This is a genomic window from Silvibacterium bohemicum (assembly GCF_001006305.1).
In the GTDB taxonomy this organism is placed as follows: Bacteria; Acidobacteriota; Terriglobia; order Terriglobales; family Acidobacteriaceae; genus Silvibacterium; species Silvibacterium bohemicum.
Genome location: NZ_LBHJ01000004.1, coordinates 852022 through 867646 on the forward strand (window position 1 = coordinate 852022; position 15625 = coordinate 867646).

The following is a 15625-nucleotide window of genomic DNA, read 5'->3' on the forward strand; positions in this document are numbered from 1 at the left end:
TTGTTGCTCCACTGCTCACTGTTGATTGAAACGAATCCCCGGCCCATCTCGAAAAAATCAAGACTAACTGTTCCGGCTAAAAGTTAAGAGCTAGAAGCCAACAGCTGATTTTGCTGTCCCGCATACGCTTTAGCTACTCCCACCGCCAGGGCGCGGATGCGTGCGATCACCCCGACGCGTTCTGTCACCGAAATTGCGCCGCGAGCGTCGAGCAAATTGAAAAGATGCGAGCACTTGAGGCAGAGATCGTAAGCTCCTAGAACGGGAAAGCGGCGCTGCTGCGCCCCAAAACCCTCATCCTCGTTCCCACCCGCTCCGGGAGCATCGCCATCATGCACCACGCGGTCGTGGATCTTTTCCTTGCGCTCGCCTTGCTTTTCGATCTTGGGCGAAAAGCTGTCGTTGTAGCTGGTGATCAGCGCCTGGCATTCGGCTTCGTACAGACGCAGGTGCTCCCAAAGCTTTTCGACCTCCGCAGCCTCGAAGTTATAGACCGAGAACTGCAGCTCTTCCTCGAGGCGAATCTCGCCGTAAGTGATCTCGCGTCCGGTCTTCGGTTCGCGCGCCCATACGATGTCGTAGATGGAATCGACATCCTGCAGAAAAGCCGCGAGGCGTTCGAGACCGTACGTGATCTCTCCGCTGATGGGATCGAGATCGAGGCCGCCGCACTGCTGGAAGTAAGTAAACTGCGTGACCTCGAGGCCATCCAGCATCACCTGCCAGCCGATACCCCACGCACCCAATGTCGGCGACTCCCAGTTGTCTTCCTCGAACTTGATGTCGTGCTCGGAGAGGTCGATGCCGACGGCTTCGAGCGAAGCCAGATAGACCTCCTGAATATCGGACGGCGGCGGCTTGAGGATCACCTGGAATTGCGTGTGTTTGTAAAGACGGTTCGGGTTCTCGCCATAGCGGCCGTCGGCCGGACGCCGCGAAGGCTGGGCGTAAGCGATATTGACCGGTTTCGGACCAAGCACGCGCAGAAATGTGTCAGGCGACATGGTGCCCGCGCCCACTTCGACATCATAGGGCTGCTGCAGCACGCATCCCCGGTCCGCCCAGAAGGTCTGCAGGCGGAAGAGAAGCTGCTGGAAGGTCAGAGGCTGGGTGCGTTCATGAACGGTCGAAGATGTAATGGTTGAGGACACGTTGCTTTCCGTCGGTAAGGTCTCTGGAGATTTTACCGTGAGCCGCCAGTTTCCTGAGCCGGGCAAGCTTGACGGCATCGATGCCTTCGCGCCGAAAATGCCAGGTCCAGTACGACTCTGCTGAGTTGATCGGCTCACGCGCCCAGTTTGCTTAGGGCGATAGAGGAGCGAAGCCTCCGCTCCAGGTGCCGTTCGAGCGCCTGTGCGGTAAATCGGCGCAGGTCGGCGGCTCGGTTTCGCGGCCAGTCTTCGGCGGCCAGGGCGGAAATTGGCGCCCGAAAGATGTGTTCTGCGACGGCCAGCGATGCTGGTGAGAGCGCGCGGCTGGCGGGATGGCGATGATCAGCACAGACCAGGCCGTCGGACTGGCTCTCAAAATAGGCCGGTTCTCCGGCAAAAGCCCGTCCGCAGAGGGTGCAATGAGAGATATCCGGCATCCAGCCCATGAGTCGAAGGATCCAGAGACCGAAATAGGTCACTGGAAGCCAGATAGACCCTGTCCGGGTGTGCTCGAGGACCGCCAGCGCGAGACGAAAGACGGTGTCCTGCGGGTCGTGATCGGGAAGGGTCTCTTCCAATATTTCGGCGAAGAAAGCCAGCGCGGCAGCGCGTCCGTAATCGACCGGCTCGGAGAGCGGCGAAGCGAGGATCTCGCAGGAGTCCAGCCGGACCAGCTCCTGGCGCGGCTTTTCCACATAAGTCGCGAGCACGTAGGTCATGGGCTCGAGCGCACCGCCGAAGCGCCGCCGCGACTTGGCCGCCGACTTGGCAATGCCCTTGAGTTTGCCCTGATCGCGGGTAAAGAGCGACACGATCTGGTCGGCCTCATGGACCGGCCAGGTGCGAAGAATCAGGGCTTCGGCTTGATGCGCAATCACTTACTACAGGGTATAGGGTGCAGGGGTTAGGGTTTAAGAAAAGCGAGGACCGCTGCACGCTGGTGCAATCGTGCCGGATAAAACTCTTTCATTGTCTCGATCACTTTTGTTTATATCGCTTATCCTTTGCGAATGGGCGGATTAGTCTGGAAAGTGAGAGCCACCCTCGATTTTGTGGGCCTATCCCCAGCTCCCGGTGCGCGAGCTGTTAGATCCTGCGATGGCTATGCCCAAAAACTCATTTGAAGGAGAAGCATGTCCACTGAACTTCGTAATTTCCTGGCGTTGTCCTATGAAGAGCTGGAAGAACTGAACTTACGGGCGAAGGACCAGCGCCGGAAGCGCGTCGCCGCCGACAAGATTCAGGAAGAGCGGCTGAAATATCTGACCGATCAGAAGGGCATCAAGGCCGTAACCGTCCTCTTCAGCGATCTCGAAGGCCGGCTGCATATGCTCGACTACGACAAGAAGTTCCTGGTCAAGAGTTACGACAATCTCACCTTCGACGGCTCGTCGATCCGCGGCTTTACCGCGCAGCGCGAGAGCGACCTCCGCCTCGGCATCGACTGGAGCGCCTTCTACTTCGCGCCGGCCGACTACTTCGGCTCCGGCAAGGTACTGGTCTTCGGCGAAGTGATCGACAAAAATGGAGCGCCTTACACCGGCGACATGCGCGGCGTGCTCAAGACCTATGCCGATAGCCTGCACGCAAAGCACGGCTACACGCTGAACGCGGCCAATGAGATCGAAGGCTTCCTCTTTGCCGGCGTCAATGCTGAAAAGAACTTCCCCCAGACCGGCCGCTTCGACTACGTAAACACCGGCGGCTACTACCATTCGCTGCCCGGCGATCCGCTGCGCTCGTTCATCGATACCGCAGCTGAATTACAGCGCGCTATGGGCTTCGAGAATGAGAAGGACCATCCCGAGGTCGCCCCCTCGCAGTTCGAAATCAACTACGGTTACGGCGAAGTGGTAGCGGCCGCCGACCAGATCCAGATTTACAAGCTGATCTGCCGCCAGGTGGCAACCCGCATGGGCATGACCGCCTCGTTCCTGCCCAAGCCGGTTGTCGGCGTGAACGGCAGCGGCATGCACACCAACGTCTCGATCAGCAAAGACGGCAAGAATCTCTGCTGGGATCCTAACGGCGAAGAGAAGATCTCGAAGTTCGCCTGGGATTTTGTCGACCGCATCCTGACTCACGGCAACGACATCTGCCTGCTGCTGAACTCCAGCGTGAACGCCTACCGTCGTCTCGATCCTCACTTCGAGGCGCCGAATCAGATCAAGGCTTCGGCGGTCGATCGCGGCTCGATGATCCGCATTCCCATCGGCAACGAGAAGTCGTCGCGTGTGGAAGTGCGCTCGGTGGCTCCGGACTCGAATCCTTACCTGGTGCTGTACTCGATCTTCAAGTCGGGTCTGGACGGCGAAACGGCAACGGTCGCCAACCTTCGCCAGGCGGAGCGGTACCTGCCTGACAACATCTACACCGCAATCGAGAACTTCCGCAATGCGCCCTGGACCACCAAACTGCTTGGCGAGGACGTAAAGGCGCGTTATGCCGACCTCAAGCAGGCATCGGCGGATCGCTGCCCGCGTCAACTGGGAACGTTCGTGAAGCCCTCCGAGGTGCAGTTCCACCACGAGGTTTACAACCAGTTCCTCTGGAACCAGTTCTAAACTGCGGCACGCAAGCATGAAAACGCCCCGGAGTTTCCGGGGCGTTTCAATTTGAGTGGCAGCCTCTCTCCGTCGATCCGCTGATCTTGCTGCACGAGGAGTGAAGGAACGCGTCTTACTGCAGGCCGACCCGATATGTGGGAACCACATCAATCCCGCTCTTCAGGCGCGGATCGGGAATCAGCGTTCCGGGCTGAAGGCTCAACGGCAGAACTCCCGCCCATATATCCAGTCCGTAATCTTCCTCATCGTCTGCCGGAGGCCCGGTGCGAACCTTGGCCGAGGCCTCGTCGATGGGAAAGGCAAGAACCGTCGTCGCCTTCAACTCCTGATCATTGGGCAGCCGTACGTCGTCCCACCGGCCGGGCACGATCTGCTCGGAGATAATGCGCAGCGCCTCGCGCTTCGTCTCTGCATCCTCAACCAGTGTTGCAGTACCCAGCATCACCACCGAGCGGTAGTTCATGGAGTGATGAAAAGCGGCGCGCGCGAGCACGATGCCGTCGAGCAGCGTGACGGTCACGCAGGCATCGACACCTTTTTCCAGATTGCGAAGCATCCGGCTCGCTGCCGAGCCATGAATGTAGAGGATTTCGCCATCACGCCCATAGCCGGTGGGAATGACGAAGGGCTGCCCATCGACAACGAAGCCTACGTGGCAAAGAAAAGCCGCATCGAGGATGCCATGAATGGTCTCCTTCGAATAATCGCCACGCTTGGGAAGCCGGCCGACCTGCGTGCGTTTCGACGGTGCGGTTTGCGTCATAGCTTCCTCCGGCTTGCCTGGAACAGTGGGAGTGGAAGATCGAGCCAGCGAATTCCGTACTTTCACTTCACGTAAGGCAACAATCTTCCCATGAAGCAGATGGATTCAGGCGCAAAAAAGAAAAGCGCCCGGCCCCCATGGGCCCGGCGCTTTCTATCTTGAAATTTAGCGGCCGAAGTGAGCTGAATTCTTGTCTGTGAAGCTGGCCCACTTTTCGGGCAGGTCGTCGGCGGCGAAGATCGCCGACACCGGGCAGACCGGAACGCACGCGCCGCAATCGATGCACTCTACGGGATCGATATAAAGCTGCTCAATCTCGCCGAAACCGGCTTCGTCTTTCTTGGGGTGGATGCAGTCCACCGGACAGGCGTCGACGCAAGCCACGTCCTTTGTGCCGATGCAGGGTTCCGCAATTACGTATGCCATTCGAGAGATCCTCTTCTTCGGGTGAGTTGTCACGTTTATTGTAGCGCGATCATGGGGTGAAGACGAAAGGCCAAGCTTTCAAGAATCGGTGACAAGAAAAGAAGGCGGCGGCTCTCCTCTGCAATCACTGACGGCCGAAAGCAGTTGACGGAGAGCGCGCTACAAGATAACGTTTACTGGTCGTTCCCGGCACTCGCCAACCTTCTCTCAGTACATGGAGTGTTCATGCCATCGCTTCTCCGCCAGGTCTTCTGTTCGGTCTCTCTTGCCTCCCTTTCATTTCTCGCTCCGGCGTTCGCCGAGACGGCGCCTCCGGTCACTCTCAATGTCCACGTGCAGCAGGTGAAGGCGAAGTCCAGCCCGACCCTGTATGGACTGATGACCGAAGAGATCAATTATTCCTACGACGGCGGCCTCTATGCGGAGCTGATACGCAATCGCACTTTTTTCGGCGACAGGCATGGCGTGCCCTCGTGGAGGCTGGTGGAGCGCGGCGAGTCGAAAGCGGAGATGGTCGTCGACAAAACGACAGGGCCAAGCCAGGCATTGCCCTACAGCATGAAGTTGACCATCGAGAAAGCTACCGCGAACGATCCGGCGGGAATATCCAACCAGGGATACTGGGGCATCCCACTGCGTCCCAGAACGACTTACAAAGGCTCGTTCTATGCCAAGGCGTCGGACACCGCAGTCGGTCCTGTACGCGTCGATCTGGTAAGCGACGAGACGGGCGCGGTGCTCACCCACACTCAGGTAACGGCGCTCTCATCCGACTGGAAGAAGTATGACTTTACGCTGACTGCCAACGCGCAGGCCCCCTCCTCGAGCAATCATCTAGTCTTCTCCGCGGGTAATCCGGGAACCATCTGGTTCAGCCTTATCTCGCTCTTTCCTCCCACCTATCACGACCGCGAGAACGGCAACCGCATCGATCTAATGGAAAAGATGGCGGCGATGAAGCCCAGCTTCCTGCGCTTCCCGGGCGGCAATTACCTCGAAGGCGATCACATTCCCGAACGGTATGAGTGGAAGAAGACCATCGGCCCGCTCGTCGATCGCCCGACCCATCCGAGCCCATGGCGCTATCACTCTTCCGACGGACTTGGATTGCTCGAGTTTCTGGAGTGGTGCGAGGACCTGCAGATGCAGCCTGTGCTGGCTGTCTATGCCGGCTACTCGATGCAGCAGGAGTTCGTGAAACCGGGCGCTGACCTTGATCCTTACGTGGCCGATGCATTGGACGAGATCGAGTATGTAACCGGCGATGCCTCGACCAAGTGGGGTGCGGAGCGGGTGAAGGATGGGCATCCCGCTCCCTTCGCACTGAACTATGTCGAAATCGGCAATGAAGATTTCTTTGATAAGTCCGGCTCTTATGACGGCCGCTACGCGCAGTTCTACAAAGCAATCAAGGCGAAGTATCCCAACCTCCAGTTGATTGCCACAACACCGGTGAAAGAAATCAAGCCCGATGTCATCGACGATCACTACTACCGCAACGCGCAGCAGTTCTACGATGACGTTCATCACTACGACAAGACAGACCGCAACGGGCCAAAGATCTTCGTCGGAGAATGGGCGACGCGTGAAGGCAGCCCCACGCCCGATTTCGGCGCAGCCCTTGGAGATGCCGCGTGGATGACAGGCATGGAGCGCAACAGCGACATCATCGTGATGGCCAGCTACGCGCCCCTGCTGGTCAATGTGAATCCGGGCGGCATGCAGTGGGAGAGCGACCTGATCGGCTACGACGCGCTATCGAGCTATGGCTCGCCCAGCTACTATGCGCAGGTGCTCTTCGGTGAATACCACGGCGATGAGATCCCCGAGACCTCGACCACCGGCGACGATCTGCGCTTCTTCTACTCGGTGACGCGGAAATCGGATACTGGCGAAATCTTCATCAAGCTGGTGAACGCTACTTCCGACATCAAGCCGGTCTCCATCGCCCTCGATGGTGCACCGGATGTGAAAAACATCGCCAAGGTGGTAACGCTGCGCGCCGGCACGTTGGCCGCGACAAACTCCATTCGCCAGCCCACGACCATCGTACCCATCGAGTCGCGATTCGAAAGAGCAGCGAGCGAGTTCACTTATGAGCTGCCACCCTATTCCATTCAGGTAATTCGACTGGAAACGAAATAACCAAAACAAAAGCGGGATCGATTGCAAATCGATCCCGCTGTCTTATGCCAATTGTGAATTGAAATATTTGAGGCCCTAATTACCAGGGCAGTTCTTGACCCAGGTGAATGAACCGTCCGTTGGGGCCATCCTGCGGAAGCAGTGCCAGTTCGACACTGGTCTTTGCTCCATCGACGATTTCCATCGGAGCCTTGTCGGTGCCCATGTCGGTCTTGACCCATCCGGGATGCGCCGAGTTCACCTTGATCTTGGTATCTTTCAGCTCTGCAGCGAGGTGAATGGTAAACGCATTCAACGCCGACTTCGACGCATCATAGGCAAGACTCTTGACGGCGGCGATGGGGCTGTTAGGATCCGCATGAAGAGTGAGAGATCCCAGAACGCTGGATAGATTCACAATGCGACCGGCATCGCTCTTCTTCAGCAACGGCAGAAATTCACGCGTGACGGCGACAACAGCGAAGAGATTCGTACCGAACACCGTCTGCAGTTCTTCTTCTGTTGTCTCGGATACTGTCAGCGCGAACATATCGGTCTGCGATCCTACGCCGGCGTTGTTGATGAGAATATCGAGCTTGCCGAACTTGTCGCCAATTGTCTTCACGGCTGCTTTACGATCCTGATCGCTGGTCACTTCGAGCTTGACCGGAAATGCATCGATGCCCTCGGCCTTCAGCTTGGAGGCGGTTTCTTCGGCAGAGGCCAAAGTCCGCGCTGCGACCACAACAGTAATACCCTTCTGACCCAACTGACGGGCTGTTTCCAATCCAATTCCACGATTGGCGCCGGTAATCAGCGCGACTTTCTTTTCGTTTGCCATTTGAACTTTCCCTCTCCGCAAAAGATGTACGAGGTGGGAACGAAGATTCAGCAAAACCGAGCGGCGATCAAGATCACGCTTCGCCAGCTAGCTAATTCGGAAATGCTTCGCAATTTACAACGCGCGTGCCGCCCGTTTCGCCGCGAACTCGGCGGGAGTCGGGATCGGCTCCAGTTCATTGCCAGCAAACATCTCCGTAAAGAGTCCGATAAGTTCATCGCGCAGGAGTCCATTGGTGGCGAGCACTTCGCGGCTATCCAGCTTGAAAGGAGCGCCACTGAAGGTGGTGATTGTCCCTCCCGCCTCTGCGACCAGAAGAGCGCCGGCCGCTGTATCCCATGGATTCAGGTTGAACTCCCAATACGCATCGATGCGTCCGCAGGCGGTGTAGGCCAGGTCTATCGCCGCCGAACCCGCGCGGCGTACGCCGTGCGAACGAAGCGTGAACTCCTGGTAAAAGTGGATGTTTGGATTTTCGTGGCGTTTGCGGCTAGGGAATCCCGTGGCCAGAAGAGCCTCGGCGAGATCGGCAGTCTTCGACGCGTGAATGCGCACGCCATTCAAGTAAGCGCCCTTACCTTTTTCCGCAGTGAAAAGCTCATCCCGCAGCGGATCGTAAATAACTCCAGCGACTATCTCGCCATCTTCTGTCGGCGCAAGCGTGGAAGCGCGCCGCTCCAGCCCCATAGAGACGCAAAAGACCGGAAAACCGTGCGCGAAATTCGTGGTGCCGTCGAGCGGATCGATGTACCAGCGATATTCCTTATCGAGATGCGTGCGAGTTCCCTCTTCGCCGAAGACGCCGTGTTCCGGGAAAACATCCATCAGTCGTTGGACGATGAGCTTTTCCGAGGCGCGATCGGCTTCTGTAACCAGATCGACGTCGCCCTTGTACTCCGTTGCGACTCCGCGATGATAGAAGTCGCGAATGAGAGCGCCGGCCTCGATAGCAATGCGGGAAGCAGACGGAACGAAGGCGAAGCCGGAAGGTGCGTTCAAGAGATTTCCTCAATGGTCGTAGGAGAGGCTGCTATGGGCGCGTCCGCTGCTTTGCGGCTGCGGCGGCGCGGCTCTTCGCCCTTGCGCGCGATCTCCGTAATGGTGCGGATCTGATGTTTATAGATGAAGAGATTGGGCTTGCCTTCGCGCGTAAGGCGAATCATGCGATCGTCGAAATACTCGATCCATCCGGAGACCGCTTCGCCATCGCGAAGTTTCACGCTCACCGTCACCTGCTTGTCGCTGAGAAAGCGCAGGTAGAGAGCCTCTTGTCCTGTCTCTCCTGGCGGCGGCGATTTCTGGCGCTTGCGCGACGGTCCCGGCATGGCCTCAATTGTAACGGAGCCTCACAATGGCTGGCGCATCAGCCGCATCCGGCCTTCTTGCGGCGAATCGGAGTAGCCCAGCCCGTCACTGGGGAATCGGCAAACGAGGTTCCCACCGGTTGGCACTCCGGACACCAGTAGGTGGAACGAGCCCCGACGCCTTGCTTGCGCATAAGAACGAGCGTGCCGCAGCGGCGGCATTGCCGGCCCTGCCGCCCGTAGACCCACACCCGGCTCGCTGGGTTGGCGTTGCCAGTGGTCCGGCGCGCTCCGGTGTAGGTTGTAATGCCGTCGCCGGATGTTCCGAGAACATTGGCTCCCATCATCTTTCTCGATGTCTCGACCAGGCAGTCGATCTCTGCATTGGAGAGCGATGCGACACTGCGAAAAGGATGCACCTTGCAGGCGAAGCACACCTCGGATTTGTAGACATTTCCCAGCCCCGCCATGACCTGCTGATTCAGGAGGACGTTGGCAATCTCTTCGTCAGAATGGGCACGGATGCGAGCCATCGCTTCGTCTTCCGAGAACTGCTGGCTGAGAAGATCGGGTCCGAGTTTAGGTATCGCGGCATGGCGCGTCAGAGAGCCGGCGGTGTGAAATTGCGCGACAGGAACATCGAAGGCGACGGCCTCAAAGTTCTTTGTGCGGATCACGACCCGCATGTGCTGCCGCGTCCATCTCCATTTTTCGCCGGTGCGATAGATATGCCAGCTCCCGCTCATGAGCATGTGCGTAACTAAAATGAGATTGCCGGAGAAATAGATGAGCAGCCACTTGCCGCGAGCTTCCACCTTCTCGATGATTCGTCCCGTGACAGGCGTGTTGTCATGCACGCTGGCCAGCGGCGCGTAAGCGGTATCGAATTCAGTCACGGCAGCTCCAGCCAACGCTTTATTCAGGGCGCGGGCGGAGCGAAAGATGGTATCGCCCTCGGGCATCTCTACTGAACCTCTCCGGCAGCAGCTGCCACATCTGTTTCGGATGCAGAAACCGGCGGCAGGATGCGGCGCATGTTGAAGCCCATCGGCGCTGGCGTGAAGCCGGCATCCATGAGGAAGCGCGCGAGAAAGTGTTCGTGCGTCGGCTGACCGTTGATCGTGGAAATGAGCAGGCCTCCGCGGTGACGAGCTTCGTCCTGCCGCATGCTCTCCTGCGCGCTCCGCGCGAGAAACGCCGCGAGATCTCGCGCAGCATTGCCGCGGTCTGGCTCATCCGCCGGTAGAAAGACCTGCAGACTCGGGTTGTTGCGGCGCATGTAGCCGATAAGCTCTCCATTGCGCAGAATGACGGAAGCTCCAACGCTGCGGGTAAGCGAGCGCGGACCGGGTTCGCTGGCTTCCGTCTCAGGAATCGCACTGAGCTCGTCGCCCGGCCGTGTTGTACCAGTCGACGCACCCTGACCGCTGTTTTGCGGCCAGCGCAGAACAGAGCCATAGACATTCGCTGGGTCAGCGGCGCCGAGAGCAACAATCTCCGGCTTGTCGGAGTTGTTGCGCAGCGAGCGAAGCAGGTCGACCGCTGCAGGCAACGCGAACTGCGCGGCTCCAAGCCCTGCGATGAAGTATCCGCGGCGAACCCGCCCACTCTCCTCAAGCGCCTTCAGCACGTCGTAAACAGCGCTGAAGCCACCGGGAACATTCTCCTGAGCCACCGTTTCGCGGGTGAGGATGCCATAGCGATTCAGCATCTGCAGCGCGAGAGCGTGCGACCACTCGGTCTGCTGCGCCGGCGTACTGCGGTCAGGTTGCGGCACAAGCCCCCAGCGGCCTTGCGCGCTGGGCGGAGTGGTGCGCCGCGATCGAAACGTAGGCAGATTATGCTGCCGCTTGGCCGGCCGCGAAGACGAGGGTTTGCTCACATATGAGCGCAGCGCATGCAGAGTGTCATTGGTGACCAGGCCGCGCCAAACAAGATCCCAGAGGGCATCGAGCGTTTCTCCGGGATAGCCGCCACCGAGCGCATCGTGAAGCTGCGCGAAAAACATGGCTCCGTTGCGGGTGAGTTGATCGAGAATCGCTGTTTCTTTTTCCGTGACCGGCTCATCGGTGCGGACGTTGCGCGGCGGCAGCAGCGTGGAGAGCTTGTCGGAGAGATAGAGCGCGATGCGACCGTCATGCTCGCCGAGCGGATCGAGGCCGCACCAGACAACTTCGCCGGCGGCGATGAGGGTGTCGAGGTCAGAGGGCGAATATCTGCTGAGACGTGCGGGCAGGATGGTCGATTCAAGCATGGACGCGGGCAGCGGCGCCCCCTGCAGGTTCTCGATCGTGTCGAGAAGCGCGTCGAGCCCGCGACGGCGTTGCAGCACTCCTTGCCAGTGGGTCTCGAAGCGCGCGAGGAGGTGCTGCTCTACCGGTTCGATCTCTTTTCGTAACCGTGCCAGTGACTTTCTGCGAATCTGGCGCAGGACTTCGACATCGCACCACTCGCGATGAACGCCGTTCGGACGAAAGCCGCCTTCGACAACGCGCCCATCAAGCAGCAGCGTCCGCAACGATGAGTCAACCAGCTTCGTATCCAGGCCAAATCTCTTGGCGGCTTCCTGTAGCGTAAATGGCCCATGGGTGCGGGCATAGCGACGGACAAGTTCGAGCACCGGCGCCGCCACCGGTTCGAGGAATGAGGCGGCAATGCCGGGCGGCAGCGGGATCCCGAGCGCATCGCGGTAACGCGCCGCGTCCTCGATGGCGATGAGGCGCTTCTCTCCAGCGATCTTGACTTCGAGGAGCCGGCGGGCGCGCAACAATCGATCGAGCGACTGCAGCAGATCCACGGATTCGAGCCGCCTCGCAAGATCCTCACGGGCCAGATCGCCGAGACGAAGCAACAGATCGTGCATGCCATCAACCGAGCGGACGCGCTGCGTTTCGCCAAGCGCCTGAATCTGCTCTTCTACTTCGGCGATGGCATCGGCGTCGAGGATCTCGCGGAGATCGGCATCTCCAAGCAGGTCGCGCAGCTGATCCTGATCGATGGAGAGAGCCTGTGCACGACGCTCTGCCAGCGGCGCATCGCCGTCATAGATGTAATTCGCCACGTAGCTGAAAAGCAGTGACGAGGCGAAAGGCGACGGCGTGCGTGAATCGGCCACATGAACGCGAATCTGCCGCTTTTCGACCGAGCGCAGCACCTCAAGAAATGCAGGGATGTCGAAGACATCCCGCAAGCACTCGCGATAAGCCTCGAGCAGCATCGGAAACGACGGATAACGGGATGCTACGGCGAGCAGGTCATAAGCGCGCTTGCGCTGCTGCCACAGCGGGGCGCGGCCCTGCGCGCGACGGCGCGGCAGCAGGAGAGCGCGTGCCGCTGATTCGCGAAATTTCGCAGCGAAGAGCGCGGTCGATCCTAACTGACGAAGGACTAAATCGGTGGCCTCGCCGGCATCGAGGAGGATGAGGTCGGCGTCGGGCGCAACATCGGTGTCAGGAAAGCGCAGAACAAAACCATCGTCGGCCCACATGGTCTCGACATCCGGTCCTCCTGACGCGCGAATGCGCCCGGTGACCGCCATAGCCCAGGGCGCGTGCACGCGGCTTCCAAAAGGTGTGAGCACGCAAACACGCCAGTCGCCCAGCTCATCGCGCACACGCTCGATGACGATGTTGCGGTCATCTGGAACTGTATTGGTTACAATCTCCTGATCGGCCAGGAAGCGCATCAGGTTCTCCGCCGCCTGCAGCTCCAAATCATGCTCGCGGGTCAAGCGGCTGATAGCGGCGTTGCGCGGCACCTCACGCAGTTCCCGAATCAGTGCGCCGATGCGCTGGCCGAATTCCAGTGGCCGCCCCGCCTGATCGCCATGCCAGAAAGGCATCTTGCCGGGTTCGCCGGGCGCGGGCGAGACGAGCACGCGATCGTGCGTGATCTCGTCGATGCGCCAGGACGATGCGCCGAGGACAAAGGTGTCGCCGGTGCGGCTCTCGAAGACCATCTCTTCATCGAGCTCACCCACGCGCACCGGCTTCTCCGAGCCCGAAAGAAATACGCCGTAAAGACCGCGATCGGGAATCGTGCCGCCATTCAAAATCGCCAGGCTCTTGGCGCTTTCGCGCGGGGTGAGCGTGTTGCTCACCCGATCCCAGGTAATGCGCGGACGCAGCTCCGCGAATTCGTCCGAGGGGTAGCGGCCGGCGAGCAGATCGAGCACGCCTTCGAAGGCTGTACGGCTGAGCGAGGCAAAAGGCGCCGATGCGCGCACCATGGCGAAAACCGCTTCGACTGTGATCTCCGGCTGTGGCGGCGGCTCTTTCTTTCTGCGCGGAACAGCCAGCGCAGGTGGATGCGCGACTGTGGCGACGATCTGCTGCGCCAGCACGTCCAGCGGATTACGCAGATAGCGCGCCGACTCGACCAAACCTTCGTGCATCGCGCGCGTAACGGCGGCGCACGCGACGAGGTCGGCGCGGAATTTGGGAAAGATGATGCCTTCGCTCGCCGCTCCCACCTGATGCCCGGCGCGGCCGATGCGCTGCATGCCGCTGGCTACCGAAGGCGGCGCTTCGATCTGAATGACGAGATCGATGGCGCCCATATCGATGCCCAGCTCAAGCGATGACGTTGCGACAAGCGCGCGAATGGAGCCTGCCTTGAGCTGTTCTTCGATCTCCGACCGCTGCGCTGCCGCGAGCGAGCCATGGTGAGCGCGCGCCAGCGGCTGCGGAAGATCGCGCTCCTGCGCGAGTTCGTTAATCGCACCGGCCAGCCGCTCCGCGGTGCGTCGATTGTTGACGAAGATGAGCGTGGACTCGCGCTCGAGGATGATCTCCAACAGACGCGGATGGATGGCACTCCAAATCGATGTGCGCTTCGGTCCTTGCGAAGCCGCGCCGCTCGGCAGCTCCTCGATCTGGCCCAGGCGAGCCATATCTTCGACCGGAACCTCGACCTTCAGCTCGAGGCGTTTTGTCTCGCTGGCATTGATGATTGTCACCGGACGAAAAGGCTGTGCAGCCTCTTCGTCCGTAGTCCATTCATGCTCGAAGGCAGCAACTTCGCTCGCCGCCTTCTGCTGCGGAGTGCCCTTCTCGCGTGGCGCGCGACCGCTGACTTCCACACCGGCAAGAAAGTGCGCTACTTCCTCAAGCGGACGCTGCGTCGCCGAAAGCCCAATGCGTTGCAGCTCTTTGCCAGTGATGGCCTGCAGGCGTTCGAGGCTGAGAGCGAGATGGGCTCCGCGCTTGGTAGGGACGAGAGCGTGTATCTCATCGATGATGACGGTCTCGACCGTTCGCAGCGAAGTTGCCGACTCTGAGGTCAGCAAGAGATAGAGGGACTCCGGCGTGGTGATGAGGATCTCGGCAGGATGGCGGCGAAAACGTGCTCGCTCGCGCTGCGCCGTATCTCCAGTACGGATGCTGATCTCGGGAATATGCACCGCGACGCCGCGCTGGCGAGCCATGTTATCGATGCCGGCCAGCGGCGAACGAAGGTTGCGCTCGACATCGACGGCCAATGCCTTGAGCGGGCTGATGTAGATCACGCGGCAGCCCTCGACGTCTGAGTCGGGCGAATGGAGCATTAGGCGATCCAGGCACCACAGGAAGGCGGTGAGCGTTTTTCCCGTTCCCGTGGGGGCAAGGATCAGGGTGCTCTCGCCACGCGCGATGGCCGGCCAGCCCAGGCGCTGCGGCGCCGTGGGATGATCGAAGACCGCCCGAAACCACTCTGCGGTGACCGGATGAAAAAGCGCGAGCGCGGCGTCGTTAAGCTCCGCGATGTTCAGGCTGGACGGCTTCGGGGCCGCTTCCGCGGCTGTTCGACGCTTGCCCTTAAGCGGGTTTGGCTTCGATTTCATCGCCTGAATTCAGGATATTCCTCACGCTGCTTGGATGCGTTCGTGCGTTGATCCGCCGCAAGTTATGCGCTCCCTTTGCGGCCGAACGGAAACACTTTGAGAGCAGATCCCACAGCAACAAAACGTCGCGAAAATCTGCGCCCGATCTTGCCGTTTGCGAAATTTCCTGCCCGGCTCTAGCCTCTAAGACGATGTCAGACACCTCTCATTTGCTGGATCCAACCCTGGCGCAACAATTACTTGGCGCTGCCCGCGAAGTTGCCGCGCATGCCTATGCGCCCTATTCGCGCTTCCGCGTAGGCGCTGCGCTGCTCTTCGACGACGGCCACATAACGACCGGCTGCAACGTGGAGAACGTATCGTTCGGACTGACCAGCTGCGCCGAGCGCAACGCGCTCTTCCGCGCTGTAAGTGAGCGGGGCGCGGCCCATCGTATTGTCGCCATCGCTGTGACGAATTTGAATGATGCCGCCAGCCCGCCATGCGGAGCCTGCCGGCAGGTGATGAGCGAATTCGTCACTCCTAGTGCGGTAATTGTCTTTCCCGGCGATGCGGGCATCGAGATTCGCAGCTTCGCCGAGCTGCTGCCGTTCAGCTTTCATCTCGAAACAAAGTAAGTGAGTGCATC

At 59.7% G+C, this 15625-nt stretch carries 12 protein-coding genes; 3 read left to right on the top strand and 9 right to left on the bottom strand.

The features are described 5' to 3' along the window. Positions 1 to 83: 83 nt before the first annotated feature. Positions 84 to 1151: a glycine--tRNA ligase subunit alpha gene (locus XX99_RS14320; protein ID WP_231581353.1), complete on the bottom strand. Its 1068-nt coding sequence runs from the start codon at positions 1149 to 1151 to the stop codon at positions 84 to 86. Positions 1152 to 1285: 134 nt separating this feature from the next. Then, positions 1286 to 2029, bottom strand: a complete 744-nt coding sequence (recO, locus tag XX99_RS14325) for a DNA repair protein RecO (RefSeq protein WP_050060030.1) — start codon at positions 2027 to 2029, stop codon at positions 1286 to 1288. Positions 2030 to 2284: 255 nt separating this feature from the next. Here recO and XX99_RS14330 point away from each other — a divergent pair, with 255 nt between their 5' ends. Continuing rightward, positions 2285 to 3715 carry a glutamine synthetase family protein gene (locus tag XX99_RS14330; protein WP_050060031.1) on the top strand — a complete coding sequence of 477 codons (1431 nt, stop codon included), beginning with the start codon at positions 2285 to 2287 and terminating at the stop codon, positions 3713 to 3715. Positions 3716 to 3830: 115 nt separating this feature from the next. Here XX99_RS14330 and XX99_RS14335 read toward each other — a convergent pair whose 3' ends face one another. Together XX99_RS14335 and XX99_RS14340 are read right to left on the bottom strand one after the other, a co-directional pair. Next, positions 3831 to 4481, bottom strand: coding sequence for a pyridoxamine 5'-phosphate oxidase family protein (locus XX99_RS14335; RefSeq protein ID WP_050060032.1), 651 nt, complete (start codon positions 4479 to 4481; stop codon positions 3831 to 3833). 165 nt (positions 4482 to 4646) lie between these two features. Beyond that, entirely contained in the window at positions 4647 to 4907 is a 261-nt protein-coding gene (locus XX99_RS14340) for a 4Fe-4S dicluster domain-containing protein (protein ID WP_050060033.1), read from the bottom strand. Between the two features lie 225 nt (positions 4908 to 5132). On the opposite strand from XX99_RS14340, the gene XX99_RS14345 reads away from it, so the two are divergent. Continuing rightward, a complete protein-coding gene (locus XX99_RS14345; protein ID WP_050060034.1) occupies positions 5133 to 7052 on the top strand; it encodes an alpha-L-arabinofuranosidase C-terminal domain-containing protein in 1920 nt (639 codons plus the stop codon). 79 nt (positions 7053 to 7131) lie between these two features. Here the strand turns inward: XX99_RS14345 and XX99_RS14350 are convergent, their stop codons facing one another. From XX99_RS14350 to XX99_RS14370, 5 genes are all read right to left on the bottom strand, one after another. Beyond that, entirely contained in the window at positions 7132 to 7872 is a 741-nt protein-coding gene (locus tag XX99_RS14350; protein ID WP_050060035.1) for an SDR family oxidoreductase, read from the bottom strand. Between the two features lie 114 nt (positions 7873 to 7986). Next, complete coding sequence (locus XX99_RS14355) at positions 7987 to 8871, bottom strand: inositol monophosphatase family protein (protein ID WP_050060036.1); 885 nt, start codon at positions 8869 to 8871, stop codon at positions 7987 to 7989. Then, positions 8868 to 9197, bottom strand: coding sequence for an RNA chaperone Hfq (locus tag XX99_RS14360; protein ID WP_050060037.1), 330 nt, complete (start codon positions 9195 to 9197; stop codon positions 8868 to 8870). The genes XX99_RS14355 and XX99_RS14360 overlap by 4 nt, the downstream gene beginning before the upstream one ends. Positions 9198 to 9235: 38 nt before the next feature. Then, positions 9236 to 10138: an Fpg/Nei family DNA glycosylase gene (locus XX99_RS14365; RefSeq protein ID WP_050060038.1), complete on the bottom strand. Its 903-nt coding sequence runs from the start codon at positions 10136 to 10138 to the stop codon at positions 9236 to 9238. Positions 10139 to 10140: 2 nt separating this feature from the next. Then, positions 10141 to 14997, bottom strand: a complete 4857-nt coding sequence (locus XX99_RS14370) for an Lhr family helicase (RefSeq protein ID WP_050060039.1) — start codon at positions 14995 to 14997, stop codon at positions 10141 to 10143. 191 nt (positions 14998 to 15188) lie between these two features. Here XX99_RS14370 and XX99_RS14375 point away from each other — a divergent pair, with 191 nt between their 5' ends. After that, entirely contained in the window at positions 15189 to 15614 is a 426-nt protein-coding gene (locus tag XX99_RS14375) for a cytidine deaminase (RefSeq protein ID WP_050060040.1), read from the top strand. The last annotated feature ends 11 nt before the right edge of the window (positions 15615 to 15625 follow it).